This window comes from Coleofasciculus sp. G3-WIS-01, assembly GCF_040223135.1.
Taxonomy (GTDB): Bacteria; Cyanobacteriota; Cyanobacteriia; order Cyanobacteriales; family Coleofasciculaceae; genus Coleofasciculus.
This window is the reverse complement of sequence record NZ_JAVJZI010000012.1, coordinates 1-26852: the sequence shown is the minus strand read 5'-3', so window position 1 is coordinate 26852 and position 26852 is coordinate 1. Positions and strand designations below refer to the sequence as shown.

General features: G+C 45.0%; 19 protein-coding genes and 1 tRNA gene. 11 read left to right on the top strand and 9 right to left on the bottom strand.

Translation table 11 applies throughout. From position 1 onward, the window contains the following. Position 1: 1 nt before the first annotated feature. From RIM23_RS00780 to RIM23_RS00765, 4 genes are all read right to left on the bottom strand, one after another. Positions 2–448, bottom strand: a complete 447-nt coding sequence (locus RIM23_RS00780) for a response regulator (RefSeq protein WP_446357795.1) — start codon at positions 446–448, stop codon at positions 2–4. Further along, positions 445–6315 (bottom strand): AAA family ATPase, encoded by a 5871-nt coding sequence (locus tag RIM23_RS00775; protein WP_446363595.1) that lies wholly within the window; start codon positions 6313–6315, stop codon positions 445–447. The genes RIM23_RS00780 and RIM23_RS00775 overlap by 4 nt, the downstream gene beginning before the upstream one ends. Positions 6316–6525: 210 nt before the next feature. Further along, complete coding sequence (locus RIM23_RS00770) at positions 6526–7122, bottom strand: gamma-glutamylcyclotransferase (protein ID WP_446363594.1); 597 nt, start codon at positions 7120–7122, stop codon at positions 6526–6528. A 103-nt stretch (positions 7123–7225) separates the two neighbouring features. After that, positions 7226–7546 carry a hypothetical protein gene (locus RIM23_RS00765; protein ID WP_446363592.1) on the bottom strand — a complete coding sequence of 107 codons (321 nt, stop codon included), beginning with the start codon at positions 7544–7546 and terminating at the stop codon, positions 7226–7228. Here RIM23_RS00765 and RIM23_RS00760 point away from each other — a divergent pair. From RIM23_RS00760 to RIM23_RS00745, 4 genes are all read left to right on the top strand, one after another. Further along, complete coding sequence (locus tag RIM23_RS00760; protein ID WP_446363590.1) at positions 7545–8039, top strand: LptA/OstA family protein; 495 nt, start codon at positions 7545–7547, stop codon at positions 8037–8039. The two genes, RIM23_RS00765 and RIM23_RS00760, sit on opposite strands and share 2 nt — an antisense overlap. A gap of 223 nt (positions 8040–8262) precedes the next feature. After that, entirely contained in the window at positions 8263–8991 is a 729-nt protein-coding gene (gene lptB / locus RIM23_RS00755; RefSeq protein WP_446363588.1) for an LPS export ABC transporter ATP-binding protein, read from the top strand. A 96-nt stretch (positions 8992–9087) separates the two neighbouring features. Continuing rightward, the gene (locus RIM23_RS00750; protein WP_446363586.1) at positions 9088–10200 is read left to right on the top strand and encodes an LptF/LptG family permease; all 1113 of its coding nucleotides are present in this window, start codon (positions 9088–9090) and stop codon (positions 10198–10200) included. A 237-nt stretch (positions 10201–10437) separates the two neighbouring features. After that, positions 10438–11511: a hypothetical protein gene (locus RIM23_RS00745; RefSeq protein ID WP_446363584.1), complete on the top strand. Its 1074-nt coding sequence runs from the start codon at positions 10438–10440 to the stop codon at positions 11509–11511. A gap of 567 nt (positions 11512–12078) precedes the next feature. Here the strand turns inward: RIM23_RS00745 and RIM23_RS00740 are convergent. After that, positions 12079–13500 carry an NADP-dependent isocitrate dehydrogenase gene (locus RIM23_RS00740; protein WP_446357780.1) on the bottom strand — a complete coding sequence of 474 codons (1422 nt, stop codon included), beginning with the start codon at positions 13498–13500 and terminating at the stop codon, positions 12079–12081. A gap of 881 nt (positions 13501–14381) precedes the next feature. On the opposite strand from RIM23_RS00740, the gene RIM23_RS00735 reads away from it, so the two are divergent. Continuing rightward, positions 14382–15095, top strand: a complete 714-nt coding sequence (locus RIM23_RS00735) for a response regulator transcription factor (protein WP_446363582.1) — start codon at positions 14382–14384, stop codon at positions 15093–15095. A gap of 334 nt (positions 15096–15429) precedes the next feature. Further along, a complete protein-coding gene (locus RIM23_RS00730; RefSeq protein ID WP_446363580.1) occupies positions 15430–16152 on the top strand; it encodes a GUN4 N-terminal ARM-like repeat domain-containing protein in 723 nt (240 codons plus the stop codon). A gap of 184 nt (positions 16153–16336) precedes the next feature. Here RIM23_RS00730 and RIM23_RS00725 read toward each other — a convergent pair whose 3' ends face one another. Then, entirely contained in the window at positions 16337–17905 is a 1569-nt protein-coding gene (locus RIM23_RS00725; RefSeq protein WP_446363578.1) for an Ig-like domain-containing protein, read from the bottom strand. Positions 17906–18152: 247 nt separating this feature from the next. Between RIM23_RS00725 and RIM23_RS00720 the strand changes: the two genes are divergently transcribed. Further along, a complete protein-coding gene (locus RIM23_RS00720; RefSeq protein ID WP_446363576.1) occupies positions 18153–20492 on the top strand; it encodes a PAS domain-containing sensor histidine kinase in 2340 nt (779 codons plus the stop codon). A 532-nt stretch (positions 20493–21024) separates the two neighbouring features. On the opposite strand, the gene RIM23_RS00715 is transcribed toward RIM23_RS00720, so the two are convergent. Together RIM23_RS00715 and RIM23_RS00710 are read right to left on the bottom strand one after the other, a co-directional pair. Further along, complete coding sequence (locus RIM23_RS00715) at positions 21025–21183, bottom strand: helix-turn-helix transcriptional regulator (protein ID WP_446363686.1); 159 nt, start codon at positions 21181–21183, stop codon at positions 21025–21027. A gap of 163 nt (positions 21184–21346) precedes the next feature. Beyond that, complete coding sequence (locus RIM23_RS00710; RefSeq protein ID WP_446335114.1) at positions 21347–21586, bottom strand: helix-turn-helix transcriptional regulator; 240 nt, start codon at positions 21584–21586, stop codon at positions 21347–21349. 125 nt (positions 21587–21711) lie between these two features. Between RIM23_RS00710 and RIM23_RS00705 the strand changes: the two genes are divergently transcribed. From RIM23_RS00705 to RIM23_RS00695, 3 genes are all read left to right on the top strand, one after another. Then, positions 21712–22170: a hypothetical protein gene (locus tag RIM23_RS00705; protein WP_446363575.1), complete on the top strand. Its 459-nt coding sequence runs from the start codon at positions 21712–21714 to the stop codon at positions 22168–22170. After that, positions 22167–22529, top strand: coding sequence for a hypothetical protein (locus tag RIM23_RS00700; RefSeq protein WP_446363573.1), 363 nt, complete (start codon positions 22167–22169; stop codon positions 22527–22529). The genes RIM23_RS00705 and RIM23_RS00700 overlap by 4 nt, the downstream gene beginning before the upstream one ends. Before the next feature lie 564 nt (positions 22530–23093). After that, the gene (locus tag RIM23_RS00695; RefSeq protein ID WP_446363571.1) at positions 23094–24125 is read left to right on the top strand and encodes an N-acetylmuramoyl-L-alanine amidase; all 1032 of its coding nucleotides are present in this window, start codon (positions 23094–23096) and stop codon (positions 24123–24125) included. 154 nt (positions 24126–24279) lie between these two features. Here the strand turns inward: RIM23_RS00695 and RIM23_RS00690 are convergent, their stop codons facing one another. Beyond that, on the bottom strand, positions 24280–25791 hold the full coding sequence (locus tag RIM23_RS00690) for a hydroxysqualene dehydroxylase (protein WP_446363569.1): 1512 nt from the start codon (positions 25789–25791) through the stop codon (positions 24280–24282). A gap of 760 nt (positions 25792–26551) precedes the next feature. On the opposite strand from RIM23_RS00690, the gene RIM23_RS00685 reads away from it, so the two are divergent. Further along, positions 26552–26624: transfer RNA gene (locus RIM23_RS00685), tRNA-Arg, on the top strand. Positions 26625–26852 lie beyond the last annotated feature (228 nt).

Below are 26852 nucleotides of genomic sequence, written 5' to 3'. Positions count from 1 at the left end.
ATCACTCCGAGGGCAATTGAACCGCCGCTAACCAAAATTCTTCCAATAACTGAACCATTCGCATAAACTGTTGAATATCGATAGGTTTGGTAATATAGCAGTTAGCATTAAGCTCATAAGACTTGAGTATATCCTCTTCATCCTCTGAGGTGGTGAGAACAATCACTGGAATCCGTTTGAGCGTGGGATCTGATTTGACCGAGGTTAATACTTCTTGACCATCCATTCCTGGTAAATTGAGATCCAACACAATCAAATCCGGGCGGGGAGTGTTCTCATAATCCCCTTGCTGGAGTAAGTATTCTAGGGCGGTTTCCCCATCTTCCACCCAATGCAGGGTGTTGGCAATTTTAGCTTGCTTAAAGCTAATCCGGATGAGATTTGCGTCACTGGGGGAATCTTCAACGAGTAGAATTTGAATGGGTCTAAATCTATAACGGCTGCTCATAGCGAGGATATCAAACAGGGAAGGGTAAAGAAAAAGGTGCTACCAACTCCAGGCTGAGATTCCACCCAAATCCGTCCACCGTGGCGTTCGACAATTTTCTTACAAACGGCTAAACCAATACCCGTACCCGAAAACTCGCGGCGGGTATGGAGGCGTTTGAAGATGACAAAGATACGGTCGAGGTATTTGGGTTTAATCCCAATTCCATTATCCTTTACCTGAAACAGCCATGCATTCTCTGTCAATTGTGCCTCAATCTGGACGTGGGGAGGGCACTCGCGGCAGAATTTGATCGCATTTCCGATTAAATTTTGAAACAGTTGGATCAGTTGAGTCGGATCAGCCTGAACCGTGGGGAGAGAATCGTAGGTAATCGTTGCTTGGCATTCTGCGATCGCGAACTGCAAATTCTCAGTTACCTGACGTAGTATAGCATTACAGTCTGTGGGTTTCCCCTCTGGTGGACGAGTCCCTAGGCGAGAATACATCAGCAAGGCTTGAATCAACTGGCGCATTCTGGTGGCGCCATCAATAATAAACGCCATATAGTCTTGGGCGGATTCATCGAGTTGATCTAAGTAGTCTTGTTGTAATAGTTGTGTATAACTTGCCACAGCGCGTAACGGTTCTTGCAAATCGTGAGAAGCGATATAGGCAAATTGTTCTAATTCTTGATTAGAACGTTGCAATTCCTGAGTCAGTTCTTTGAGTTTTATTTCCGCGTCGCGACGTTCAGCAATTTCCGCCTGTAAGACGGAATTCATGGCAATTAAGGCTTTGGTTCGTTCCTCAACTTGCCGTTCTAATTCTTCTCGCGCATTTTGTAAGACATGTTCCGCTTGTTTTTGTAGGGTGATATCTTGAGACATCACCATCCCAGCAAAAATTTCACCCCGCTCATTTTTAACCGGAAGAGTATACAATTGATGCGTGCGATCGGCAAACGTCATTTCAGATACCTTTGTTTCTCCGGCTAAGGCTGACTGATACAGCGGTTCGATTATTTTACAAACATCGGGTGATAAGACGTCTGTAATAGTTTTTCCTTTTAACTGTTCAGGTTCAAAGCCGCCAGCCCTTACCCCCTCCCCTTCTGCTAACAAGAAGCGTAAATTTTGATCAAATAATAAAACACTGCCATTAGGAAAGTTTTGCGTCAGTGTTCGATAAAGTCCCTCACTTTTGCGTAAAGCTATTTCCGTGCATTCCCGTTCCGCAATTTCCGACTGTAATGAATGATTGAGTTCCGCTTGCTTTTGCCACAGACGAGCATTTTTAATCGAAATGGCAGCTTGGGCTGATATTAAATGTAATAGTTCAACTCGTTCTGGCGTAAATGCACCAGTCGCTAAATTATTTTCCAGATAAAAGAGTCCGATCAATTGTCCTTGATTCAGCAGCGGCGCACAAACTATAGATTTTGGTTGATTGTGCTGAATGTAGGCATCGGTAATAAATTTATCCTCAGAGGTGGCATCATTTAACACTAACAGTTCTTGAGTCCGATTGACATAATGAATAATCGCGGTGGGAATATCTTGGCTAGTTTCCAGGGGAATCGATTGTAAGACAGTAATATTATCTAAATTCCCTTTATAGGTTGCTTCAATCAGTAACTGTCCCTCCCGATCCAATATTAAAACACCTTGGGTAGCGCCAGCATTTTCTATTAAAATTTTTATTAAGCTACTGAGCAATTTATCCAGCGCCATTTCACTGGAAAGCGCTTGGAATGTTTTCACAATAGTGCTAAAATCTAGCACTGCTGCCAGATAATTCCCCGAAACTGAGTCCATAGGTGAATGAGTGAGCGTGTCTTTGATTTTAACCGAGGCTAATGCTTCAGTAAGCAAGTGAGGATAGGTTTTCTCCAACTCTTCAACCTTTCGCTGGGCACCCCAATGTTGATACCCATGGCGGGCTTTTTGCAAATAAAGTTTAGCGAAGTCTACCTTGCCTTTGCTCAACCAAAATTTAGCGGCTAGTTCATTTCCTAAGGCTTCATGGTGAGTAAACCCATTGGTTTTAGCTAAAGCAATAGCCCGATCATAAAGATCCATCGCCTTGTCCGTTTGACCAGAAATCTGTGTCATTTCTGCATCAATCAATACATATTTATGTAGAAAGTTTTCTGGGCAATTCTCTGCCCAGTTTTTCATCTGATTTTGATTAACAATCAATGTTTGCCAATAGTCAGTTTGCTGACTATCCGTAGCTTTGGTATAGAGTGCTGTTAGGATCAGTGATGTATAAAAATTATATTCAGCTTGAGTTAATAAGCCTAGAATAAACGGCAGATACTTTTCTGCTTTTTTAATATAAGTAAGCGCAGCTTCGGGTTTATTGTATAAATAAAGAACCCAAGCCCTAATACTGTAAAATGTACAAATACCACTAAAGGTATGATGGGTATGACAGGTGTCTAAATAATGTGCCTCACTAATCTCATCCGTATCAAATACCCATTTATCTTCAGTTTTTCCAGATAAGTTAAAGACAGGTAGTTGACAGGCTAAAATCATATCCGTTACCCATTTGTTTTGAGTTTTGCGGCTAAAGCGCAAAATTTTATGGGTTTGGGTGAGTATATTTGTTAAGTTTGAACCCTGATTGAAAGCATTATACAACTGATTGTTTAAGGTATAGCCAACATATTGAAAATCCCCAGCTTCCATTCCCGCTTCATAAGCGTCACGATTAATGAATTCTGCACATGGAATGGGCTTAATCCAGGCGTTTAAAAATGTCGCCATAAAATGATGGGTTCGACCTATATAAACTGGATTATTATAGGTTTTACTCAATTGGCAAGCCAGTAACCCAAAGGCATACCCCCCTTGATAATCTCCCCAAAGCGAACCTAGTAATAATCCATAATTAGAATAACCTTTAGAGGATTCTGGAGCATTGCCATATTGGAGGGATAAATTAACAAGTTTTACTGTAACCCAAGCATAAACATCTTGATCTAAGAAATAAGTGGGAGGATCTAGACTCAACAGTAGCTTTACCGCCGCTTTTTTTACGCCGTCGGTCATATCTGGTAAATCAATTAAACTAGCGATTTCACGATTGCCTAAATAGAATTTTAAGTCAGCGACTTCTCTATCTAAGGCTATTTTCCAGTTGGCGCTTGGGAAGTCAATTCCAAGTTGCTTTAGGGCTTGGCTTCCCACTCTAATCGCTTCCTCATAGTTAGCCAGCATGGTATACTGAACGATGAGTAGGTTATAAAGTTCAGCCTGTTCAACAGTTGAAGAAGCTTTAATTAAGGTTTGATTGATTAAATAATGTGACTGTTCAAAGTTGCCATTAAGATATTCAAGTTCAGCCAACTCTTTGTGAATTTTAAATGTTAATATATATTGGTCATTCCAGCTCGTTTTGGTTAAAGTCAGTAGACTTAAGTTGAGATAATCTCTAGCCGCTATATACGCTGTTGCTAATTTAGCTTTTTTGGCAGCCGCTAAATTCAACCGGGTTAATTCAAGTCGTTCTTGAGCATCGGTGATAGCGTGACATTTCCAATTGAGATGATCGACAATATCAAAAATTCGCTCATACTTTTGAGACGGGGAAAGATTAGCAAGCAACAGCCGACCAATTTTCCAATGGACGGCTTCTTTCGTCACTTTATCCATTAAAGCATCGACCGCCTGTTGAACGCGATCGTGGGAGAATTTATAATACTGAATTAAATTAAAATTCGTTTCTGAATTCTTTGACTTGGGTTCAATTAATCCTAACTGAAGTGCTGGGATTAAATCGCCAAAAGTTTCATCGGGTGTTTTTTCATAAATTCTGGCAACTAAATCAACTTGAAAGTAATTTCCCATACAAGCGGCTAAACCCAAAACCTGCTGAGTATTTTCAGGAAGTTTTTTTAACTTTTCAATCATCAATTTGACTACATTATCTGTAATCGCTGTTTCTTCAATCTGGTCAATACCCCAAGTCCAATGACCGGATTTTCCCCAGGGAGAAGGACTAAAGAAAATTAGATTTTCCTGGGCAAGGGTTTTGATGAATTCTTTAATAAAAAAAGGATTTCCGGCTGTTTTCCGTAGTACCAATTCAGCTAGAGGGGTAACAGCTTGCTCATCCTGGTGTAAGGTTTCCGCAATTAAGCTGATAACTTGTTCTAGGTTAAGGGGATTTAAGATAATCTGGTTAATACTAATGCCAACACTACAAATTGTATCCAAGCTGATCATTAAAGGATGACTCGGATCAACTTCATTGTCTCGATAAGCACCAATAAGTAATAGATGGTGGATTTGGTCATCGGTTAGAATGGATTCTAGCAACTTGAGGGTAGCCACGTCAGCCCATTGTAAATCATCTAAAAAAATGACTAGGGGATGTTCAGGTTGGCAGAAAACCCCCATAAAGGCTTGAAATACTAAATGAAACCGATTTTGGGATTCAGCCAATCCTAATTCAGGCACTTCTGGCTGAGTTCCAATAATCAGTTCTACTTGCGGAATTACCTCGATAATAATTTGTCCATTGCGACCCAAGGATTCCAATAGTTTCTCTCGCCATTGTCTAAGTTTTGCTTCACTTTCAGTTAAAATTTGTCTGATTAATTGGGAAAAAGCATTAACCAAGGCTGAGTAAGGAATATTACATTGAAATTGGTCAAATTTTCCAGAAATAAAATAACTTCCCTGCTGGATAATAGCTGGACGTACTTGATGAACTAGGGATGATTTACCAACGCCAGCATAGCCAGTGAGGAGTATTATTTCAAGCTGTCCATTTTGGTTATTCGTTACTACCTGCTTTTTTGGGAAACAGGCTAGGCGAAAAAAAGCGGCGAGGAGTGTTTTAATCTCACGTTCTCGACCATAAAGTTTTTGGGGAATTGGCAACGATTTGCCCTGATCATGACATCCAAGGGGGAATTCTTGAATTGTTCCAGTTGTTTTTAACTGTTCTCGACAATGCTCTAAATCAGCTTTGAGTCCTGTAGCACTCTGGTATCGCATTTGCGGCATTTTTTCCAGGAGTTTCATGACAATATTGGAAATAGCTTTAGGACAAAGGGATTGGCGATTGAGAAAGTTTTGAGTTTGGAGTTTTAAGTTAGTTTTTTCGGCTTCCCCGGCTCCCCAGATCGTCTGATCCTCTGCTCCCTTGTCCTCCCCATCTACTACCTTTGATTGCAACGTTACATGAGGAGGGAGGGGTTGTTGAGCTAGATGGCAATAAATCAACTCCATGGGTTCATCTTTATCGAAAGGGAGATGATGGGTTAATAGTTCATAAAGAGTGACACCTAAGGAATAAAAATCCGTGCGGTAATCGAGAGGACAATCCATCCGTCCAGTTTGCTCTGGTGATAAATAGGCTAAAGTCCCCTCTAAACTCGGCGATTGTTTTGGCGGATAATTTTCTCTGGATAAGCGAATAGCAATACCAAAATCAATAATTTTGGTTTGTCCCGTCGCCGGATTAAAAATAATATTCGATGGGTTAATATCTTTATGAATCGTATTAGCGGCGTGGATTTCACCTAAGCCCTCTGTAATCTTAATCGCGATGTCCAGAATATCAGACAGAGACAATTCTATGTTATTGAGTAATAATTTTAAAGATTCTCCGCCAATATCTTCAAACACGATAACCCAGGTATTCTGATAAGCGAGTAAGTCGTATGAGTGAATAACGCCCTCTAATCGCCAGTGATGAGTAATTTCGTATTCACTTTTGTAGCGGTTCACTTCTTCAGACGTGGGGTAGTCGGATTTGAGGACTTTCAGAATAACAGGTTGAGTATCGAGCTGTCGGATTCCTCGATAAACTAGAGAATTAGAGCTTTCATAGATTTTGGCGAGAATCTGGTAACCTGGAAGGACGATCACAGTGGGATTTGCCTAGTAGTAATGCGATGTTACAGACGTAGTCTGGCACGTCTATTTAAAAACGGTAACATCTTGAGGCGAAACTGTCTCTTTTTGGAGGGATTACCTGGAAAAGTTAATTTAAACTTAAACCCGCTTAATCGGGTCAAGTTATAACTCTTGACACTTGGGCAGGTTTTGTGGTTAAGTTATCGGTGAGGAGTTGCCTGACTAAGCAGAACGTAAGGATTGGGTTTGCCAGTGACGCTGTTGAAGCTGGTGCATCTGGTTAAAGAGTTGCCAGCAATAAGCTTCGCTGAGTCCACAAGTAATAGCTCCGCGAAGCACAACATTAAAATACCAATCGTTCGGTGCTAATTCTTCCGCTAATTTTTCCACAACTACATAAGTCCGAACATCGGGATAGACTCGCCCTTGACAGGAAACTTCTACGGTTTCTCGTCGATAGCCACCATGGGGTACTTCTTCCCGGTGATCTAGAAGATCACTAAATCGCTCAGGTAGGCGGTATAATACTCCTTCAACCGTTGCGTTAACATCGGGTACGATATCCAGTACACCACAGTTACGCCGTACTGATTTGCGGTTAAATCCCAGTCGATATCCCTGGAGAATAGCTGAACCAAGGACGAAAGCATGAGTACTTTCACCTAGCGATCGCTTTAAATCAACAGGACACATACAGGAGCCATAGGCAAAGTAGTAAAAGGTTGGCTCTGGCTGAGGAAACTGTAGCACATTAGCTACGGGCAAAGACGGCTCAAGAGACTGTGACGGTGAATCTTGACGATGAGGCTGAGTTGTCATCGCTGGCTAAAGACTAAAATAATAAACGGCAAAGGCTTAAGCTGTATATTATCAACTAAGTTAGGAGAAAGAATTGTAGCAGATTTTTCATAATTAGTGTAGCTCAATCCGGAATCAACCCAGTTGGTCTTTTACGAACTATAATCACAAAGGCGATCGCATCAGAGGCGATATAATGAACGTGGGTAGTACAAAAAACTGGTAGCTGCATCAAGCTACAACGCTTTGAGCTAGAGAGTTGAAACTTTGGCGAGTGCTGACTCGTCATCAGAGTTAACCAATCGCCTCCGTAAGCAGGATGGTGTCTTCGAGTCAGGAGAACCTCTAGGCTTTCCAGGAATATTTGGCGTAAACTATCCACAGCAAGATTGCGAACTTTGGCGTTACTTACCCCTGAACTAATGAAGTCCTGCTTATTTAACATGGCTAACCTGAAGCGGCGTTTAGGCATAGCACTGATACTGCCAATTAGCCTCATGGGAGCGATGGCGCTTCCTACTCCCCTCAAAGAAGCCCAAGCCCAAACTGGCGATGGACGTGCTATCACGGTTCGGGCAGATGTTCAAGAAGCCAATTCCCAAACTGGTGTTGTCACCGCACGGGGTAATGTACAGATTGATTATCCCGCTCGCCAAATTCAGGCAACGGCGGCTCAAGCTCAATATTTTAGTCGAGAACGCCGCATTGTGCTCACGGGAAATGTTTACGTCTTGCAGCAAGGTAATAGTCTGCGCGGTGAAACCATTACCTATTTAATTGATGAAGGGCGCTTTGTTGCCCTACCGAAAACCCAACAACAGGTTGAATCCATCTATCTTGTGTCTGATCCAGAAGCCCCAACCCAATCGGTTGCACCGCCTGTAAATCCTCCCTTTAATCCAAAACCTGTGTTCAAAACTCCAGTGAGTGAGCCATAATTGTTATTTGTCATTTGTTATTCGTTAGCGCCAAAACCCTTGAGATACCGTAGGGTGGGCATTGCCCACCAGCATACCAGTCAGTACCCTTCAACTGAACACTAATCGGGGCGGGTTTAGTTACATCTGGGTGACAGGCAATGATAGTAGTGAAAGTGAGCCCCTACAGAGGTACCATGCTACGTCTGTACATATCAAAACTCCCCAAATGAGGTGGCTATTCTTGAAAATTGTTTTAGAGAATATTCATAAATCCTATAACAAGAAGTCTATCGTTAACCGTGTCAATCTGTCTGTGGCACAAGGGGAAGTTGTGGGGCTGCTTGGACCCAATGGTGCAGGAAAAACGACCACATTTTACATTGCAATCGGTATAGAAAAACCGAATCAAGGGACAGTATGGTTAGATGATAATGACATCACCAAGCAGCCGATGCACCAGAGGGCGCGTTTTGGTATTGGCTATTTGGCACAAGAAGCCAGTATCTTTCGTAATCTGACGGTTCGAGATAATATTCGACTGGTGCTAGAGCAGACGGGTGTACCGCGTCAAGAATGGCGCTGGCGGTTGCGAACGTTGATCGAAGAGTTTGGTTTAGAAAAAGCGGCGAATACCATAGGTAGACGTGTCTCCGGTGGCGAACGCCGTCGCACAGAATTGGCAAGAGCGTTAGCTTCAGGCGTAGAAGGACCCAAGTTTTTATTCTTAGATGAACCCTTTGCGGGGGTTGATCCGATTGCTGTGTCTGAGATTCAGAAAATCATTGCCCGATTGCGCGATCGCCAAATTGGAGTTTTAATTACAGATCATAATGTTCGCGAAACCCTAGCCATCACCGATCGCGCCTATATCATGCGAGATGGACAAATTCTGGCATCGGGTAGTGCTGAAGAACTTTACAACAATCCCTTAGTGCGGCAATATTACTTGGGCGATGAGTTTCAACAATAATCCTCAGACGCGCTCTAGTGCGTCTGGCACACTTCTGGAGTCATGACTGTCCGTAAATCTCTCCCTCTTTTCTCATTCATTCCTGGCTTATCGGTGATGGATCGTTATATTATCGCCGAACTTATTCCCCCATTTTTATTTGGTATGGGAATGTTTTCATCGGTGGGGGTAACCATTGGTAGCTTATTTGACTTGATGCGGAAAGCGGTGGATGAAGGGCTACCGGCTACGTTGGTGCTAAAAGTGCTGCTGTTGAGTTTACCTCAGTTCATGGCGTATGCTTTTCCCACATCTGTCCTTTTAGCCACTTTATTGACCTACAGCCGTCTCTCTAGCGACAGTGAATTGATTGCTTTGCGAAGCTGTGGGGTGAGTATTTATCGCCTAGTGCTACCCGCAATATTACTGAGTTTTATTGTTACTGGTGTTACCTTTGGATTTAATGAATACATAGTCCCCGCGTCTAACTATCAAGCTACCCTCACCTTAGAACGGGCATTAGGGGAAGAAAAACCCGCCTTCAAGGAGCGCAACATCTTCTATCGAGAATATGGAGAGGTTGAACAGGCTGATGGTAGCAAGGACAATCTACTTAAACGCTTATTCTACGCTCAAAAGTTTGATGGTGAGCGGATGAAGGGTTTAACGATTCTTGATTGGTCTCAGCAAGGTCTTAACCAAATTGTTACTGCTGATTCAGCTATTTGGAATATAGCTCAAAGTACGTGGGATTTCTATAACGGTACTATTTATTTAGTAGCACCGGATGCCTCTTACCGTAACATCGTGCGGTTTGAACACCAACAACTACAATTGCCTCGCATTCCCTTGGATTTGGCAAGAAAAGACCGCGATTACGATGAAATGAACATCACTCAAGCCAGAGAACGTCTAGAGTTAGAGCGCCAGAGTGGGGATGAGGATGACATTCGCAAGCTCAAAATCCGCATCAATCAAAAATTTGCCTTACCATTTGCTTGCGTTGTTTTTGGCTTAGTTGGAGGCTCATTAGGCAATCGACCTCAGCGTACCAGTAAAGCCACAGGCTTTGGTATCAGCGTGTTAGTTATTTTCGCCTATTATATGCTGATGGCGATCGGAGATGCCCTAGGATTAAGTAACTACCTCCCCCCCTTAATCTCTGCGTGGTTGCCTAATCTGATGGGGTTTGCTGTTGGGGGATTTTTGTTAATTCGAGCCGCCCGATAGTAGGGGTTTGGTCACCAAACCCCTCAACCGAACAGCATTGTGGTATAACCTGTCCGAACAGGTGAATTGAAAAGTCTATCACATTAGATATAATTAGTGGGTTGCACTACAGAGTCAACCGTTGACGCTCATAAAAAATCAATCCTTTAAAATATTTCTGTAACAAAAGTTACATTATTTCCTTTATTCTGACTCGGTTAGTTCAATTTTTGTCAAATCCTACTTCAGGCTTTCGCTATGTCATCTCCCAATCAAGTACCTGCGTATCTGCGCTATTTAAAAGCCCGACTCCAACCCTTAAGGCAACCCAAATTTTGGCTATCAGTCATGGGTTTTGGTTTAATCGTGCTGTTTGTCTGGGAATATTGGAAGAATCCCAATTGGTTGAGTTTCTTAGAAGAAGACCCAATCCGCGAGCAATTTGAGAATTCAACGGATGAGACCCCGCTTTCGGCTGAAGAACTTGCCGCCAACATGGCAGATATCGACAGTTCGGCAGTCCTCATCGAGGAATTTGACCAACAGAACGCTCTGGCTGTAGCTAGTCTACCGAACCCTAAGTCGGGTGACAAAAAAAATGCTTTGATTGCATCGACACCAGAAAAGCCATCAACCTCGGCTCCCTCACTCCTAAACAGCGTTGCTGAGCCAAAACCCAGCTCCAGCAATCCCTTTGCCAAAGCCTCACAAGAGTTCCTCATGGGGGATATTTTGTCGGGTAAGGGACTCTTTCCCAACCCGAATATGTTGAGTTCTGAGTCTTCCTCCTCAAACTCAGACACGACTTCTGCGAATGCTTTCCAAGAATTGACTGAGGTGCCAGGAAATGAGGCGTCTCAAACGAGCAATAAAAATTCTAATCAACTGACTCAACGTTCTGATACGAGTCCCAGTCAAACCGTGCCAACCTCTGGAACAAGTGGACAAAACAGGACTCCATTACCCACTGTGCCAAGGACGACAACCAACAGAGGGATAATACAGCCTAGCTATCCTCCTGCTTCTGTACCGACTGTCTCTAATTACAATGGTGCCGGACAGCCCACCTATCCCACAGGGATGACACCGAATGGAACAGTTTATAACGGTGCTGGACAGCCCATGTATCCCTCAGTTCCTGCCCCCCCAGTCCCAGCAACGGGTGTCACCAACTATCCTGTGATGCCAACAGCACCTGCCAACTCCGCTAATGTTGGACAATATCCGACTCAACCCAATACTGTTCCCAGTGTCGGAAATAATCCGACACCCATTACACCGGGGTTGCAGCCGAGTCAGCTCAACCGCTCACAATTAAATGCTCCCCGTTAGGGAGAGAAGGTTATTGGTTTATCCGTTAATTTTGTTCCATTACCCGCCCCTACGTTAGATTGTTTGCCGCGATATTAGATGGATGGATAGATTAACCGGAAACCAGATAATAAAACCTACCCTGTTTTCCAGCGCGATCTCACCTTCTAAATGTACATCCCAAACATGTAGGGGCGGGTTTAGGAATTAAATTAGGAGACCGATCTGAAATTGGACAACGAAACCCGCCCTGCCTCCAATCTCAAGACTACGATGGTGATAATAGGGCACGGCATTGCCGTGCCCCTACCACAATTAGATAATTGGGGCTTGCTGCACAACTCCCAAACCCTTAGCTATCAAGGCTTTGATTGGCATTGATATTTGCTCAAGTTCAAGAAATCCGGGTTAAACCCTTTTATACCCTTGCACCGCTATCAGGGAAAATGTACTATGGCTCCCCCTGCTAAGAGACGCGCTTTTGAAGCGTCTCTACATTGCTCCCCCTGCTCCCTCCACCAGACTTATTCAGCAGACCCTAATTGATTGGGTAGGGGCACGATAGTATCGTGCCCCTACCTTCTCGAGCTAGAAGTGTTTAATAATTGCGTCCGCAAATTCAGAACACTTCAACGGTGACTCCACCCGTGGCGTCATCATTCGGGCTAAGTCGTAGGTCACTTCCCGGTTAGAAATAGCACCGCCAATTCCTCGTGTAATTAAATCAGCCGCTTCTTGCCACCCCATATATTCCAACATCATCACAGCAGATAAAATGAGTGAACCGGGGTTAATTCGGTCTAAACCTGCATGCTTGGGTGCTGTACCGTGGGTGGCTTCAAAAACTGCACAGGTGTCACCAATATTGGCACCAGGTCCCATGCCTAAACCCCCCACCAGGGCAGCCGCTGCGTCGGATAGATAATCCCCATTCAGGTTCATCGTCGCCAGAATCGAGTATTCATCTGGGCGAGTCTGGATTTGTTGGAAAATACTGTCCGCAATCCGGTCATTGACCATGACTTTTTCTTTCCACTGACCATTCCCGTGGGTGTCCCAGATGGCATTGAGAACACCTTCGACTTCTGCCATCGCTTCAGCCCGTTTTTCTGGTGTCAAGGCATCATAACCGGGTTCAATCTTACGGGCATTTTCTTCGAGGCTGATATCTGGGTTATGTTCTTTATTGCTCAGAATCCAAGATTCTCGTTCGGTAACGCATTGCGCCCGAAATTCTGTGGTAGCCAGTTCATACCCCCAGTCTCGAAACGCACCTTCGGTGTATTTCATAATATTACCCTTATGCACCAAGGTAACCATTTGCTTGGCTTTGGGTAAGGTTAAGGCACGTTCAATGGCGCGACGAATCAGACGTTGAGAACCGGTTTTACTAATGGGTTTAATCCCAATACCTGAGTCAAGGCGAATCTGCTTTGTACCATGTTCTGGCGTGGCTGGAATCAGATCATTATTGAGAATAGATATCAGTTTGTCGGCAATTTCGCTGCCCTGGCGCCACTCAATTCCCAGGTAGATATCTTCTGTGTTCTCCCGGTAGATAATCAAATCCAGTTTATCGGGTTGTTTGTGGGGCGATGGTGTCCCTGGATAATATTTGCAGGGACGCACGCAGGCATAGAGGTCATTAATTTGGCGTAAAGCGACGTTGAGAGAACGAATACCCCCCCCAATTGGTGTGGTTAATGGTCCTTTGATGGCAACGCCGTATTCTTTAATCGCGGTTAGGGTGTCTTCCGGTAAATACTGATACGTGCCGTACTTGTCGCAGGCTTCATCACCCGCATAAATTTTAAACCAGGTAATTTTCCGCTTTCCACCATAAGCCGTTTCTACGGCTGCGTCAATGACCTTTTGGGTAGCGGGCCAGATATCGACACCTGTGCCGTCTCCCCGAATGAAGGGAATAATCGGATCATCAGGAACGATTGGTTTGCCATTGTCGAAGGTAATGCGAGAACCCGTATCTGGAGGTGCGATTTTTTCGTACATAAAACTCCTTGGCTAAGGTTGAGATCAGCATCACGATTAATTGATGCTCCGAAAAAGTTACCAGATCTCCCTGCGGCTGGGAACTTTATTAAGTTTTTTTGCAGATCACTGCCAAATGAGGAATAAAAAGGCAACAAATTGGTAACAAATATAACGGACGTTTAGTGAGTTACCCATTACCTCTTACCCGTTACAAAGACCATAACTTCTGTCGCTCACCAACTTACCAACTTATGGAGGAAGGAGGAATTCACCAACAAAAAGTATCCAATACTACCAAACATAGGCTAGAATTTCTCTTTTGCTCCCAAATGTACCATGCTATTGAGATCTTGCAGAACTGCTAATAAACTCCAAGTGACCTTGAGGTGGGCAAGAGCAACGGACGATAATATAAGAATTTCCTTTCGTGATAACTCTTGCCCACCCTAGACAAAAGTGGCTAATTGAGATTGGTGCAAGATGTGAGATGCTACCTGTCCATGGCGTCGCCGCTCTTTATTGGCACAAGTACAAAGTTGGACGCAATAGTCTAGGGTTTAGACACTCGCTGAACTCAACCATTATGCTGGAATAAAGCATCTGTGTTGGCTATTGTTGTGCACTCTGTTACTTGATAGAGCGTAGCTCGGCATCAACGCGACTGTGTGATGGAGTAGCCGATTACACAGAGTTGGCTAATCTGTCCTCCGGATGGCTTCTCTACAGGGAAGGTTTGTGGCAATGCGCTACTGAAGTCGCTAGGCTAATACCAACACAGAGTTTTTTGCTCCTGATTCCTGCTATTGCCCAGACGCTTCTTATCCAAGGAAGGATGTTCTGAGGGAAAGCGTCTCACCAACCTAACCTTCAACCTTTTGACCCATGACTGACGACCAACGATGAAAAAAATTTTAGTGGTTGATGATGATAGAACATTACGCATTACTTTGACACGCGCCCTGGAAAATATGGGATATCAGGTTGAACAGGTGAGTTCTGGGGCAGAAGCTTTGGAGGCTTGTGTCAAAAGTCCACCGGACTTGGTGGTTTCTGATGTGATGATGCCACAGATGGATGGAATAGAATTTTGCCGCCGTCTGAGGGCGACTCCATCCGGTCAACTGATGCCTTTTATTTTTCTATCGGGCAAAGGAGAACTAGAAGACCGCATTCATGGGCATTCCATCGGAGCGGATGATTATCTGATTAAGCCTGTTAATCCCAGAGAATTAGCAGCTAAAATCGAGGCTCAGCTTGAGAGAACCCGTCGCATTCATGCTCTGATTGTTCAGTTAATGCAGCTTAATGCCAGTTCCGCCGTCACGGAGTTAGCCAACCAAGCCAAAACCGCTCAAGCGACCGAGGTTTCACCACCCCCGGAAGAAGAAACTGTCACCCCTACACCTTTACCGTTGACACCTGCAGAAGAACGAGTTTTTTGGGAAGTGATTCAAGGATTGACGAATAAACAAATCAGCAATCGCTTGTTTATTAGTCCGCGTACTGTTCAAACACACCTGAGTAGTATTCTCAATAAGTTAAAGTTGGGAAACCGCGCTCAGCTTATTCGTTTTGCCTATGAAAATGGTTATCAACCTCCGAGCAATGGTTAGGAAGGCGGGGGAGCTGGGGCAGTAGGGGGAGCTGGGGGAGCAGAGGGAGCTGGGGGAGCAGAGGGAGCAGAGGGAGCTGGGGGAGCAGAGGGAGCTGGGGGAGCTGGGGGAGCTGGGGGAGCAGAGGGAGCTGGGGGAGCTGGGGGAGCTGGGGCGCAATGTTCCAGACGTGCCAGGGCACATCTGGAAGCGGGTGACTTCTTTTTACTGCTAACTGAGGTTATTAGACCGATGCTCTAAAGTAATCTTGTCAATTTTCGAGTCTAAGGCGTTCAAGGGAGCCACTTTGCCTCGACAATAGGATCAGTTGCCGCAACTTCAAACACGTCGCTTCATGATAGACCAAACGACTGCCTCTGTACCCGAAACCTCTAACCAGCTTGCCGAGTTGACTAGCCAACTCGAGTCGAGTTCTGAGAAAAAACAACTCCAGCTCATTCCAGAACTGGTGAATCAGGGGGATGCTGGTTTAGATGTTTTGATGGACTTTCTGCAAGCGCAATCCTCAACCCCTCCCAGTCTCAGTGTCGGTTTGGCATACCTTGCCCTTTATCAGGCAAAGACTGCCAAAACTGAGGAGTTCCTACAAAGCCATTTTCCGACAGGGATTGTTCCCCTGTTGTCTGAACGGGATATTGACTACACTCCCCTACAACAGTTACTTGCCCAGCAAGAGTTTCAGGCAGCGGATAGGTTGACGTTAGAGAAACTTTGTGAATTGGCTGGCTCTACTGCCGTACAGCGAAAATGGTTGTACTTTTCTGAACTGGAGAAGTTCCCGATTCCCGATTTACAAACGATTAATACCCTGTGGGTGATTCACTCTCAAGGTAAATTTGGATTCTCTGTGCAGCGGGAACTTTGGCTTTCTGTGGGTAAAAACTGGGAAAAACTGTGGCCCAAAATTGGCTGGAAGACCGGAAATAGCTGGACTCGATACCCTAATGAGTTTACTTGGGATCTCAGTGCCCCGAAAGGTCATCTCCCGCTTTCCAATCAGCTACGTGGTGTCCGGGTTATTGCTACTTTGCTTTCTCATCCGGCGTGGTTAAGCTAAAGCTGGTCATTTGTCATTTGTCATTTGTCAGATAATTTTCGCAATTGGTCGGGGCGGGTTTAGTTACATTCGGATGAAAACGAAACGTTAAGGGTAAAACCCGCCCCTACAAAAGACTTTCTATCTCCCCCAGCTAAGAGACGCGCTTTTGAAGCGTCTCTACATGCTCCCCCTGCTCCCCCTGCTACGGTAGCCAGTGAGGTTGGAATCCTGGTAATAATGGCTCAGGTTGTAGTTGCAGGGGTGTTTCTGAGGGTATAGACTCATCTAAGGGCAATAGCCAAAGACGTCCGGTTGCGATCGCCTGCCCTTCATCATTTCTTAAACTATCAATCGCTGAGGCGGGTCGGGTTGCTACCTGATCGAATAATAAGGCTAAACCATCTGGGGATAAACTCAGTTGAATATCACGCTGTTCCGGCAGAACCACCAAGGGTTTGACCGGACTCTGTTCACTCTCAGGTTCAGCCTTGAGATTAACGGCGGCGATAAACGGTTCCTCGCGATACTCTTCCCCTTGAATTAGTTGTGTCAGCAGGCAATAGAGGGTTTCTTCATTGGGGGCAAACTCGCAGTTGACAATCGAGCCGGTTGTACGTAAGAATTCTTGCTCTGCTCCCTGATTATTCACTAAAAACAGCGATCGCGTATAGTCGGTATTAAATTTCACCATTGTCGCCGCTGAACCATCTCTGGCAAAGCTGAGGACTCGACCAAACTTGGGCAGAAAGTCTAGCGGTTCGGCGTCGGAGTTTAACGGCAAAATCGCCACCCCTTGCCCTTGCGCCACGGCTAATGAGGCACTATCTGGGGCAATTAAAAATTCGCCACCGGGCTGATTTTCTAAGGGTTGGGGTTCACCATCAGCGGGGATAATCCACAAACCAAAATCAGCGGGATCTTGTCGATTCACTCGCTGTACCACAATGGTTTGTCCATCTCTGGATAAGTCGAATTGCAGATTTTGATAGTCTTGACTATCTAACACTAAATCAAGCTTGCCAGGGGTTGACTGAGATGGAGAACGTTTATTTGGAGATGGAAACGATAGTCCTGTGGTTACGGTGTACAGTTGTGCCGTGAGTAAACCCCTTGCCTGATTTTGGCGGTCATTCGCCGAAAATAAAATGCGATCGCTCCCAGGATAGGGCTTAAAGTCCAGTACGACTAGATCAGCCGGCGTCAGCAGTGTTTTTTGTTGTCGTGTGAGATTATAGAGGATTAACCGCCCCTGTTCCTCCTCTTCAACACCAATGTAAGCAAAGGCGCGATCGCGACTGTGAAAGGTTGCCTGAAACGGTTCCATGACTGTACCTTCTTCTTCAACTCCCGGTATTTTCTCCTTTGCTCCCTGAAGCTGGACTTGATAGTCATTACCATAAGGAATCGGCGAGAGCAACGTATACGCCATTTTACGCCCCGCCCAGCTAATTTTTCCCTCGATTGGCGGCACCTCTGAGGGACTAACCTCCCCTGAAGGCAAAACTGGTGTGATTTTTAGATTCGCTTCCACGCTGGCGTGGTTCATCGGACGGCTAAAGGTTAGAATAAACGCTGTATCCTCAGCACCGACGTATTTGTCCTGCCAGCTAAAAGCCCTAACTCTAGGTCGAGTGGTATCGCCTGTCAATAGGACGATGCCAATTAGCAGACTTAGCACTACCATGATTACCAAAGCCAGACGGTCAATGGGTTGAAGAAATTTTTTAGAGGGTACGGTTGGAGCTGACATTTCAACGATCAAAGTTGGCATTTAGATTCTAGTCTAGATCCGCCTCCAGGCAGTAACTCTACAGGGTGTAGGCTTTCTCGACTGACTCTCGTCCGCAGAAAACAGGATGTTTTTTTGAATCTTTATTTTAAAAACATGTATATTGATTCTTCCATAAAGTTATCTAAATTCATCCTTTGGGTGTATTTAAATCTCTTTTGAGGTGTTTTTAAATTGAAAAGAATACGCCTCGACCTCCCCAGGTATTACACATTGCTGACTTACTGCCATGATTTCCCACCTACATCAGTCCTCAACGGGTCGTCTTTTCGATGCCAATACCTCCGATAAAGTGGATCTGGAGACACTTTATTTGGATGAGCGTATCCTGGGTGCGGCAAGCTGTGGCATTATCCTCAGCGATGCTAGCAAACCAGATATGCCGATTGTCTATTGCAATCCTGCTTTCGAGGAAATCACTGGCTATTCCCGTCAAGAGGTGATTGGACGCAATTGCCGCTTCCTACAAGGAGCCGATACTGATCCGAATGGGGTTGAGCAAATCCGTCAGGCTCTCCGAACTCAGCAAGAGGTGAAGATAGTCCTTAAAAATTATCGCAAAGATGGAACACCCTTTTGGAATGAGCTAGCTATTTCACCGATTCGAGATGCCAAGGGACATGTGATCTATTTTATTGGCGTCCAGACTGATATTACATCCCGTAAGCAAGCCCAAGAGGAACTCCAAATCAGTCATGCTTTATTAAAGGCGCAACAAGAGGCTGATCCGGATGGCGTCATCGTAATTGCTCCAAATGGCAGAATTATTAGTTACAATTCTCGATTTTGCCAAATGTGGCAAATTCCTCATGAATCTGTGAAATCCTCAGATCAGGAGAAACTTTTAGAATGTATGTTGTCTTTAATTGCTGAACCGCTAAAGGTGTTCAGTAAAGTCGAATATCTTGAGCAGAATCCCAACCTGAGTTGCCAAGATGAAATTCAACTCACTGACGGACGAGTGTTTGATCGTTACTCCGCACCCGTATTATCTCCTACAGGTGAATACTACGGCAGAATTTGGTCGTTTCGTGACATTACCGAACGCAAACAAACCGAAAACAACCTAAAGCGGCAAGCCAAGCAAGAGCGACTGTTGAGCTGTATGAATCAGCGAATTAACCAGTCCTTGAATCTGGATGAAGTCCTGAAGACAGCCGTCGAAGAAGTGCGAAAATTTCTGACGTGCGATCGCACGCTCATTTACCGCTTTAACCGAGATTGGACGGGAACAGTTGATGTGGAGTCAGTTGGCGATGGGTGGATGAGGATTGTCAACATCACCATTGAGGACGATTTTTTTAAGGAGGATGAAGTTGTATCGTCTCTCTACCAAGATGGTTATATTCGAGTAATTGACGATATCTACAACGCCAATTTAACCCCCTGCCACATTGAATTACTCGAAACACTTCAGGTTCGTGCTAACCTGGTAGCGCCTATTTTACAAGGGAAAAAGCTCTGGGGATTGCTTGTGGTTCAGCAATGTTCGGGAGTAAGGCAATGGCAGCAGCCGGAAATCGAATGTGTGAGAAAACTGAGTATCCAGTTAAGTGTAGCTATTCAGCAAGCGGCATTGTTTGAGCAAGTCGCGGATGAACTCAAGGAACGTAAAGCAGCTGAATCTGCCTTGCGAGAGTCGGAAACAAACTTAAAAGAGAAAGCCACTCAGCTTGAACAAACCCTACGCGAACTCAAACAGACTCAACTCCAACTGGTTCAAAGTGAAAAAATGTCAAGTTTGGGACAGTTAGTGGCAGGGGTTGCTCATGAAATCAATAATCCAATCACGTTTATATCGGGAAATATTGCCTATGCCAATCAATATGCTCAGGATTTATTGAAATTAATCCAACTCTATGGTATTCACTATCCTAAACCTGTATCGGAAATTGAAACCTTAATTGAAGAAATTGATATTAACTTTCTCCAAAAAGATTTTTCCAAACTTCTCAGCTCGATGAAAGTCGGTGTAACCCGCCTGCAAGCGTTAGTTGGTAGTTTAAAGAATTTTTCGCGCCTGGATGAAGCTGAACGCAAATGTATGGATGTTGAACAAGGGATGGAGAATACACTGTTAATTTTGCAGCACCGCTTAAAGTCGGAAGCCTCTAACATCCAAGTTGTCAAAGAGTACGGCAAGCTTCCCCCTGTGGAATGTTATCCCGGACAACTCAATCAAGTCTTTATGAATCTTTTGAATAATGCGATTGATGCTCTCAATTCAGGGGATAAACAACCGGAGAATACAAAGGATTCGGCATCAGGGGAACTCTCTATTCCTGATAATGTTTCCACGCCGACGATATGGATTTGGACTGAATTATCGGAGCGCAACTCTGTACTGATTCACATTGCCGACAATGGTTCTGGCATTCATGAAGAAGTCAAGGAACGAATTTTTGACCCATTTTTTACCACAAAACCTGTAGGAGAAGGGACGGGTTTAGGATTGTCGATTAGCTATCAAATTGTCGTAGAAAAACATGGCGGACAATTACATTGCTTCTCCGCGCCCGGATGCGGTACGGAGTTTGTGGTGGAAATTCCCTTCAATGGTGAATGTTAGTCTGACTCCACCCTAACCCTCCCCTTATCAACCCCACCCTAACCCTCCCCTTATCAAGGGAAGGGAACCGGGAGGAAGGAGGAAGGAGGGAACTCCAATGGCAATGGTTAGGAGGTTAACGTTAACGATATTCCCAGCCAGTAGGGTGGGTTAGGCGGAACTCAATGATAGACAATTACCTTTTAATTTTCCTATCCGCCGTAACCCACCAACAATTCATAATTTGAACCCTTTAGGAACCACCTTTAAACCTCGGCGATTAAAATCGCGGAACCACACTTGCCTTGCGGCCGCCTGCGCGGGCTATTATAAAGGGTGTACATCGGTTTCCGACTCGATTTAAGTGTAGCCATAACTGAGCGCGATCGCTCTTTGGTGGGACAGATGTCTAAACCCACTCTCTCGTCAGCTTTCGTACTGATGCCCAACTGACTTAGGTTCAATGGCACTCAAAAGCGTGCATTTTTGGATCGTCAAAACCCCTTATATTCCGTAGCATTGCCCACCAGCCTCATCTGAGTGTCCATTCGACTTAGGCTTGATCGGGCGATCGCGCAGGACCAAAGTTATCCGGTAGATCCTCCAAGCTACACTGCAACTCTCGACACAAAGCTTTAATCTGGGGAACATTGAACGTTGCTGGGTAGGCTCCTCTTTCCCAGTTACTAATGGTTTTAGTCGAGACGCCAATTCACCGAGCCAACTCCTCTTGAGTTAAACCAACCGCTTCTCGTAACTGCTTTAACGGGGATTCGGCACTCTCTACATCTAATCTGTTTTTATTGGGCATAGCAAATGACTATCTGGCAAATCCGAAGCCGATAACCTACTCCAGTTCACAGGCGAATCAGATGTTACCCTGACTCGACATCAATCCCCTCAAATGCCTCAATCAGTTCATCGAGAGTGCATTGATAAGCCTGACACAAACGCTTGATTTCAGACGGTGTGCCTCGTGGTAAAGACGTCCGAGCTTCCCATTTGGCAATGGTTGAAGGACTTTTTCCAATCGATATCGCAAAATTCACCTGAGTCAAACCTGTACGCTGACGCAAATCCGCTGGTGTGAGACGCTTTCCACTTTCTTGGGGCATATTGTAAGTTATGACTTGTAATGCATGGCTAGTTATGCTTTACTGGTCATAATCCAAAAAACCATAGAGGGCAGAGAATATTCTAACTGCCCTTCCATCTGTTCGTTCTTTCACCATAAAATTCCATGAAACATACTGACTGGCTACGCCTTCAAACCGAAGGTGAAAAACTGTGCGCCCTTCTCAGACAACACCACTATCAATGCTTCAAACAACCCCACCGCTTGTCCTGGAAAATTAATAAAGACGGCAAAACCTACCTTCTGACTTGGTTACCCGCACCCGTAGGTGACTGGGGTTTACTCCCCAACCATACCACCTCAGCACGTCGAACCCTCTGGCAGCTAATTCAAAGCATCCTTAATATTATCCGAGGTAACGAAGCAACGAATCAAGCCATTCCCTTATCCGCCGACTTGACTCGTCCTTGGGCAATTGTACGCCTTCTCCCCAACGCCCAACGCTATACCATCGCCCGATTTCCCAATCGCCAAGATGCTCAAGACTACATCCGATTCCTCAATCGCTTCGTTCTTACCGCAGAATTTGAACTCCTATTTGATGTTTCTCCAAAACAACTATGACTATTCTATTTCGCCGCATCAAACCCCAATCATTTCCAATCACCATCGATCTTATTTCTCAATTTCTGGGTATTCCCAAATCGATGATTATTCGAGCAGAACGCTGGGCTTATATTATTTTTGTTCATCGCCGCGATAAAGGTGGACAATTTATCAGTTATCGAAAACTAAAACTCTGGATTGAGGCAATAATTGCCTTAATTCAAAAAACCACAACCTTGGACGAACTATGGCAACTGGGATTATGGATTCGACAAGAATGCCGAAAATTTAATTATACTCAAACCGTTGTCGAATACCTACGTTCTATCTGGGCAAAACAGCGAGACGATTTGGGAAGCTTGGCACACGTCAGATAGCAGTTCGTTAGACATCAGGGGGAATTATCCTGATAGAAAAGTCTCTCAATTGTAAATGATTAACATCAAGAACCGCGATACGTTCAACTCCATCAGGTGCGAGACAATCCAATATCCCCCGTCTAAAATCGAGTAAGCCACGTTTACTCCCATTCAACAAAAGAATGCTAGATATTATATCTCAAACGTGCCATGGCGCGTCTGGAACATGATCCCCGTCCCAATACTACTCGGATAAGCTCTAAATGTAATTTCTTCTTCCCCTGCTCCCTCTGCTCCCTCTGCTCCCCCTGCTTCCTCTGCTTCCTCTGCTTCCCCTGCTCCCCCTGCTCCCCCTGCTCCCCCTGCTTCCTCTGCTTCCTCTGCTTCCCCTGCTCCCCCTGCTCCCCCTGCTCCCCCTGCTCCCCCTGCTCCCCCTGCTCCCCCTGCTCCCTCTGCTTCCCCTGCTCCCCCTGCTCCCTATGCTCCCCCTGCTCCCCCTGCTCCCTATGCTTCCCCTGCTCCCTCTGCTCCCCTATCCCTTGCAGTATTAATCCCCGTCCCCTGTCTTGAGGAACTTTAACAGTGAAACTGCACTGGCTACTTCCCAGTTTTCTCGGCTTTTTTTTGCTCTCCTTTCCAGCGCAAGCGGCGAGATTACTCTCCTGGCGCTTTGATGTGAATCAAAATCAACTCGTCTTTACGACAGATGAAGGGGTGCAACCCACTGGACAATTTTTTGCCAATCCCAACCGCCTGGTGATTGATTTACCCGGTATCTTACTGGAGAACTCCAAATTAGAACAAGTAGTCGGTGGCGCGGTTCGGGCGGTGCGTGTTGGTCAATTGAACTCCCAAACCACGCGCTTGGTGATTGAATTTAATCCGGGTTATACGATTAACCCTCAACAGGTTCTATTCAAAGGATTCTCCCCTCGGATGTGGACAGTGCAGTTACCGCCACCGCAACGAGTTGTCGAATTAACGACACAAACCCCTCTACCGCCGCAAAATTCTGTCATACCGCCTATAACTAGCAATCCTCCATTTAATAGTTCCCAAATTCCGAACCGCCGCATTGTGGTTATGATTGATCCCGGACATGGGGGAAAAGATCCTGGTGCGATTGGGTTAAATGGGTTGCGGGAAAAGGATGTGATTTTGCCCATTTCTCAACAAGTTGCTGCTATTTTACAGCAACAAGGCATTCAAGTCATTCTCACCCGAACCAGCGATTATTTTGTAGACTTAGCACCGCGCGTCGAGATGGCAAAACAAGCCCAAGCGGACTTATTTGTGAGTATTCATGCTAATGCTATTGGTCGTCGTCCTGATGTGAATGGATTAGAAACCTATTATTACTCTAATGGTCAGCGTCTGGCTCAAACCATTCATAGTAGTATTTTACAGACAATTCCGCTTCGCGATCGCGGCGTGAAACAAGCCCGATTTTACGTCTTGCGTAATAATCATATCCCTGCTGTCCTCGTGGAAGTCGGTTTCGTTACTGGACGAGAGGATAACCCACGACTAGCGACACCAGAATACCACAGCCAAATGGCAGGCGCGATCGCACAGGGTATCTTACAATATATTCGGCAGAATTCATTTATGTAAAGACTTGCCATGGCACGTTTGTAAATTGTCAGGACTCCTTTAGCTGCTTAACTTTGGTATTTACCGATAACTTTTCAACAAAACCCGCCCTTCGTCAATTGTAAAGGTGGGTTTAACCGTTTAATTTTTCTATCTACCGTCTCCAGTTCAAAAACTAAGGCAACCAAAAATCAGGTAATACTGTCTTCCCCCAATCCCGCACCATTTTATTAATCATCCGCCCCACTTGAATATGAGGTTCATCGGGTTCAACCGGGATAATCGTTGCCTTATTTCCATACCCAAAACGGCCAATTACTAAATTTGCCGCCTCTAAACCCGTCACATACGCCTTCTCCTGTGACCAAGAACCGTGCTTGGTAACAATCCAATCCCCACTCATAAAAACATTATCAATCGGACTTGTCGCTGGCAGTAAATACTGATAACTTCCCGGTGCAAAATGCGTTACCCCTTGCGGTACACGAATCACGCTGCTATCCATAACCTTGGCATCCTGAAACTGTGGCACACAAGTTGCTAAATCTAGATGAACCTTTGCCACAATTTGCTCATCATTCATGGGTAATAATTGATTAGCATGATAAAAATCCGCTTCAATTACACTCCCCGGTTCATAAGCATATTCATCATGCAGCGCATTCAAATCAAAAAATGTCCACCCCGTCGTCGGATCAAAACCAAAACAAGCATTAGAAGGATTCCGCAGAATAACTTTTCGGTCAAACCACAATCGGGTTGCCAAGACATCAATTGCCCCTAAATTTCTCAAATTCCGGAATTCAGGATAAGGTTGTAAGTTCGTACTCGCACTAACAATTTTTTTCATGCCATTAACACTAACGGCAAAAATCACCGCATCGGCTTCAAATACTTCCTCTCCACAGACAACGCCTTTCGCCTTACCCCTATCGTCCAAAAGAATATCGTTTACCCGCTTATTCGTCAGCACTCGTCCCCCAGCTTTCTCAATCCGCTCCACCCAGGGTTTAAAAATCATTTCTGCCACTGTTCCCCGACACCAGACGACATCAAAATTGGGTTGGTGAGCCAAAATGAAGTAATAAAGCATTCCCAGGGCGGCGGCGGCTGAACATTGTTCGCCAGGGGCAAATAATCCCACCAATAGCATCGGTTCAAAGGAATCTTGATACAGTCGGGCAGAAACACCAAACTGTTTAAATAGTTCGCGGGCGGTTACCTTATCATAACGTCGCCACGCTTGATCAGAATTATCAAAATCAATCACAGCATAGAGAAGAGGCAAAGCCGAAAGCCTGTCAATCAAAGGTAAGCGTCTAAACTTGGGATACACAAAAGTACCCAATGGGGTAGGCAGCGGGAATTCATTTTGAAACAGGGGCGATTCGACTTCTAATCCAGCGGGAGAATATTGGGAGGAATAGGTAAAGGGAGTGAAGGGTTTAATCCCTAATTCGTTAACCAGACGAAAGATATTGCGATAGGGATACCAGAACCCATGAATACCCCCTTCGACTGAACGTCCGCCAGAGGTTTTCCATCCAGCCACTAATCCACCGGGATAGGGTGCGGCTTCTAGAAGAGTAACATCGTAGCCTTGTTGGGCAAGATGATGAGTCGCACCTAAACCTGCCCATCCTGCACCAACGACGACTATCCGCTTTTGTGCTGACGCTTCTGACATCCTTGACCTCATAACTGTCTCTTTGTTTTAGGATGCCATGAGCACTCGAGTAAAGTCAGCCCCACTGTGCCCCAACAATGAAGCGAGCATCTTGCCCACCCTAATTCAGCTTGGAAAAAGCTTGTTGAAGCTTTCTCTCTTCCTAGTGACTAAACTCTAGAACAGTTTTCCAGATATGAAATTGGAAAGGTAAGAGGCCACAAAACAGTAGCAATGACAAAAACTATCCTACACCGAAATTTTTGCTCCGACGATAAGTCAGTCTCTTTCTGGAATGCATTTAACCAGTTTAGGCAAAATAATCCAGCGATTAACAAGTAAATAGCGAGAAGTCCTAGCATCATAATGATATTGAGTAGAGAAATTTACTTACTATTCCAGGTGATGATGGAACAAATTAGCTTTTTGACTTCAGCAGTTTACCAAACGAGTCCTGATAATAGGCAAGTTAGTACTGAACCTGTATCAGGTTGCCCTAGGGATTACCAAGCATACACACAAACACAAGTTATTTTTCACAAAGAAGAGGGGAATGTGCATCTATCTAAAGGGATAATGTTCGGGAAAGTCAAAAGTGAAAGCGGCTTTATGTAACATTCGCTACCTAAGTCGCTCTAGACCCTACACCATACTGTAATCAGTTGGTGTAAGAGTATGTCACTGAAGGGAGCGTCAATTAGCCAGATTGCCGTTTTTGCCAAATCGAAGTTATAATCTGATTTGTGCCAGTGTGTTTCTTTCTGAACGCCGCTGCACAAAAGGGCGCGTAGCTCAGTGGATAGAGCACCAGATTCCGGTTCTGGGTGTCGGGGGTTCAAATCCCTCCGTGCTCGTTTATATTGTTCGTTTATCAAAAAGTGGAGGCTTGGGGGAGCTATAAAACCCCCTGTTTAATCTTCGATTCACGGGGGGATGATGTCTTTGACACTCCCCGCCCTATAAGAGCGGGGATTCTTCCGTCCTCTGGATTCCAGTGAATTTACCCTCAGAAAGCATCTTGACCGTGTGTCCCACGGCTGCAAGTCCACGAATACAGACTACTTGAGCGGCTGCAACGTCTC

Coding starts and splice junctions, on each gene's coding strand:
- RIM23_RS00780 (WP_446357795.1), bottom strand. CDS start 448: ATGAGCAGCCGTTATAGATTTAGACCCATTCAAATTCTACTCGTTGAA.
- RIM23_RS00770 (WP_446363594.1), bottom strand. CDS start 7,122: ATGACAACTCAGCCTCATCGTCAAGATTCACCGTCACAGTCTCTTGAG.
- RIM23_RS00760 (WP_446363590.1), top strand. CDS start 7,545: ATGGCTAACCTGAAGCGGCGTTTAGGCATAGCACTGATACTGCCAATT.
- RIM23_RS00765 (WP_446363592.1), bottom strand. CDS start 7,546: ATGTTAAATAAGCAGGACTTCATTAGTTCAGGGGTAAGTAACGCCAAA.
- RIM23_RS00750 (WP_446363586.1), top strand. CDS start 9,088: ATGGATCGTTATATTATCGCCGAACTTATTCCCCCATTTTTATTTGGT.
- RIM23_RS00745 (WP_446363584.1), top strand. CDS start 10,438: ATGTCATCTCCCAATCAAGTACCTGCGTATCTGCGCTATTTAAAAGCC.
- RIM23_RS00740 (WP_446357780.1), bottom strand. CDS start 13,500: ATGTACGAAAAAATCGCACCTCCAGATACGGGTTCTCGCATTACCTTC.
- RIM23_RS00735 (WP_446363582.1), top strand. CDS start 14,382: ATGAAAAAAATTTTAGTGGTTGATGATGATAGAACATTACGCATTACT.
- RIM23_RS00730 (WP_446363580.1), top strand. CDS start 15,430: ATGATAGACCAAACGACTGCCTCTGTACCCGAAACCTCTAACCAGCTT.
- RIM23_RS00725 (WP_446363578.1), bottom strand. CDS start 17,905: ATGCCAACTTTGATCGTTGAAATGTCAGCTCCAACCGTACCCTCTAAA.
- RIM23_RS00720 (WP_446363576.1), top strand. CDS start 18,153: ATGATTTCCCACCTACATCAGTCCTCAACGGGTCGTCTTTTCGATGCC.
- RIM23_RS00710 (WP_446335114.1), bottom strand. CDS start 21,586: ATGCCCCAAGAAAGTGGAAAGCGTCTCACACCAGCGGATTTGCGTCAG.
- RIM23_RS00705 (WP_446363575.1), top strand. CDS start 21,712: ATGAAACATACTGACTGGCTACGCCTTCAAACCGAAGGTGAAAAACTG.
- RIM23_RS00700 (WP_446363573.1), top strand. CDS start 22,167: ATGACTATTCTATTTCGCCGCATCAAACCCCAATCATTTCCAATCACC.
- RIM23_RS00690 (WP_446363569.1), bottom strand. CDS start 25,791: ATGTCAGAAGCGTCAGCACAAAAGCGGATAGTCGTCGTTGGTGCAGGA.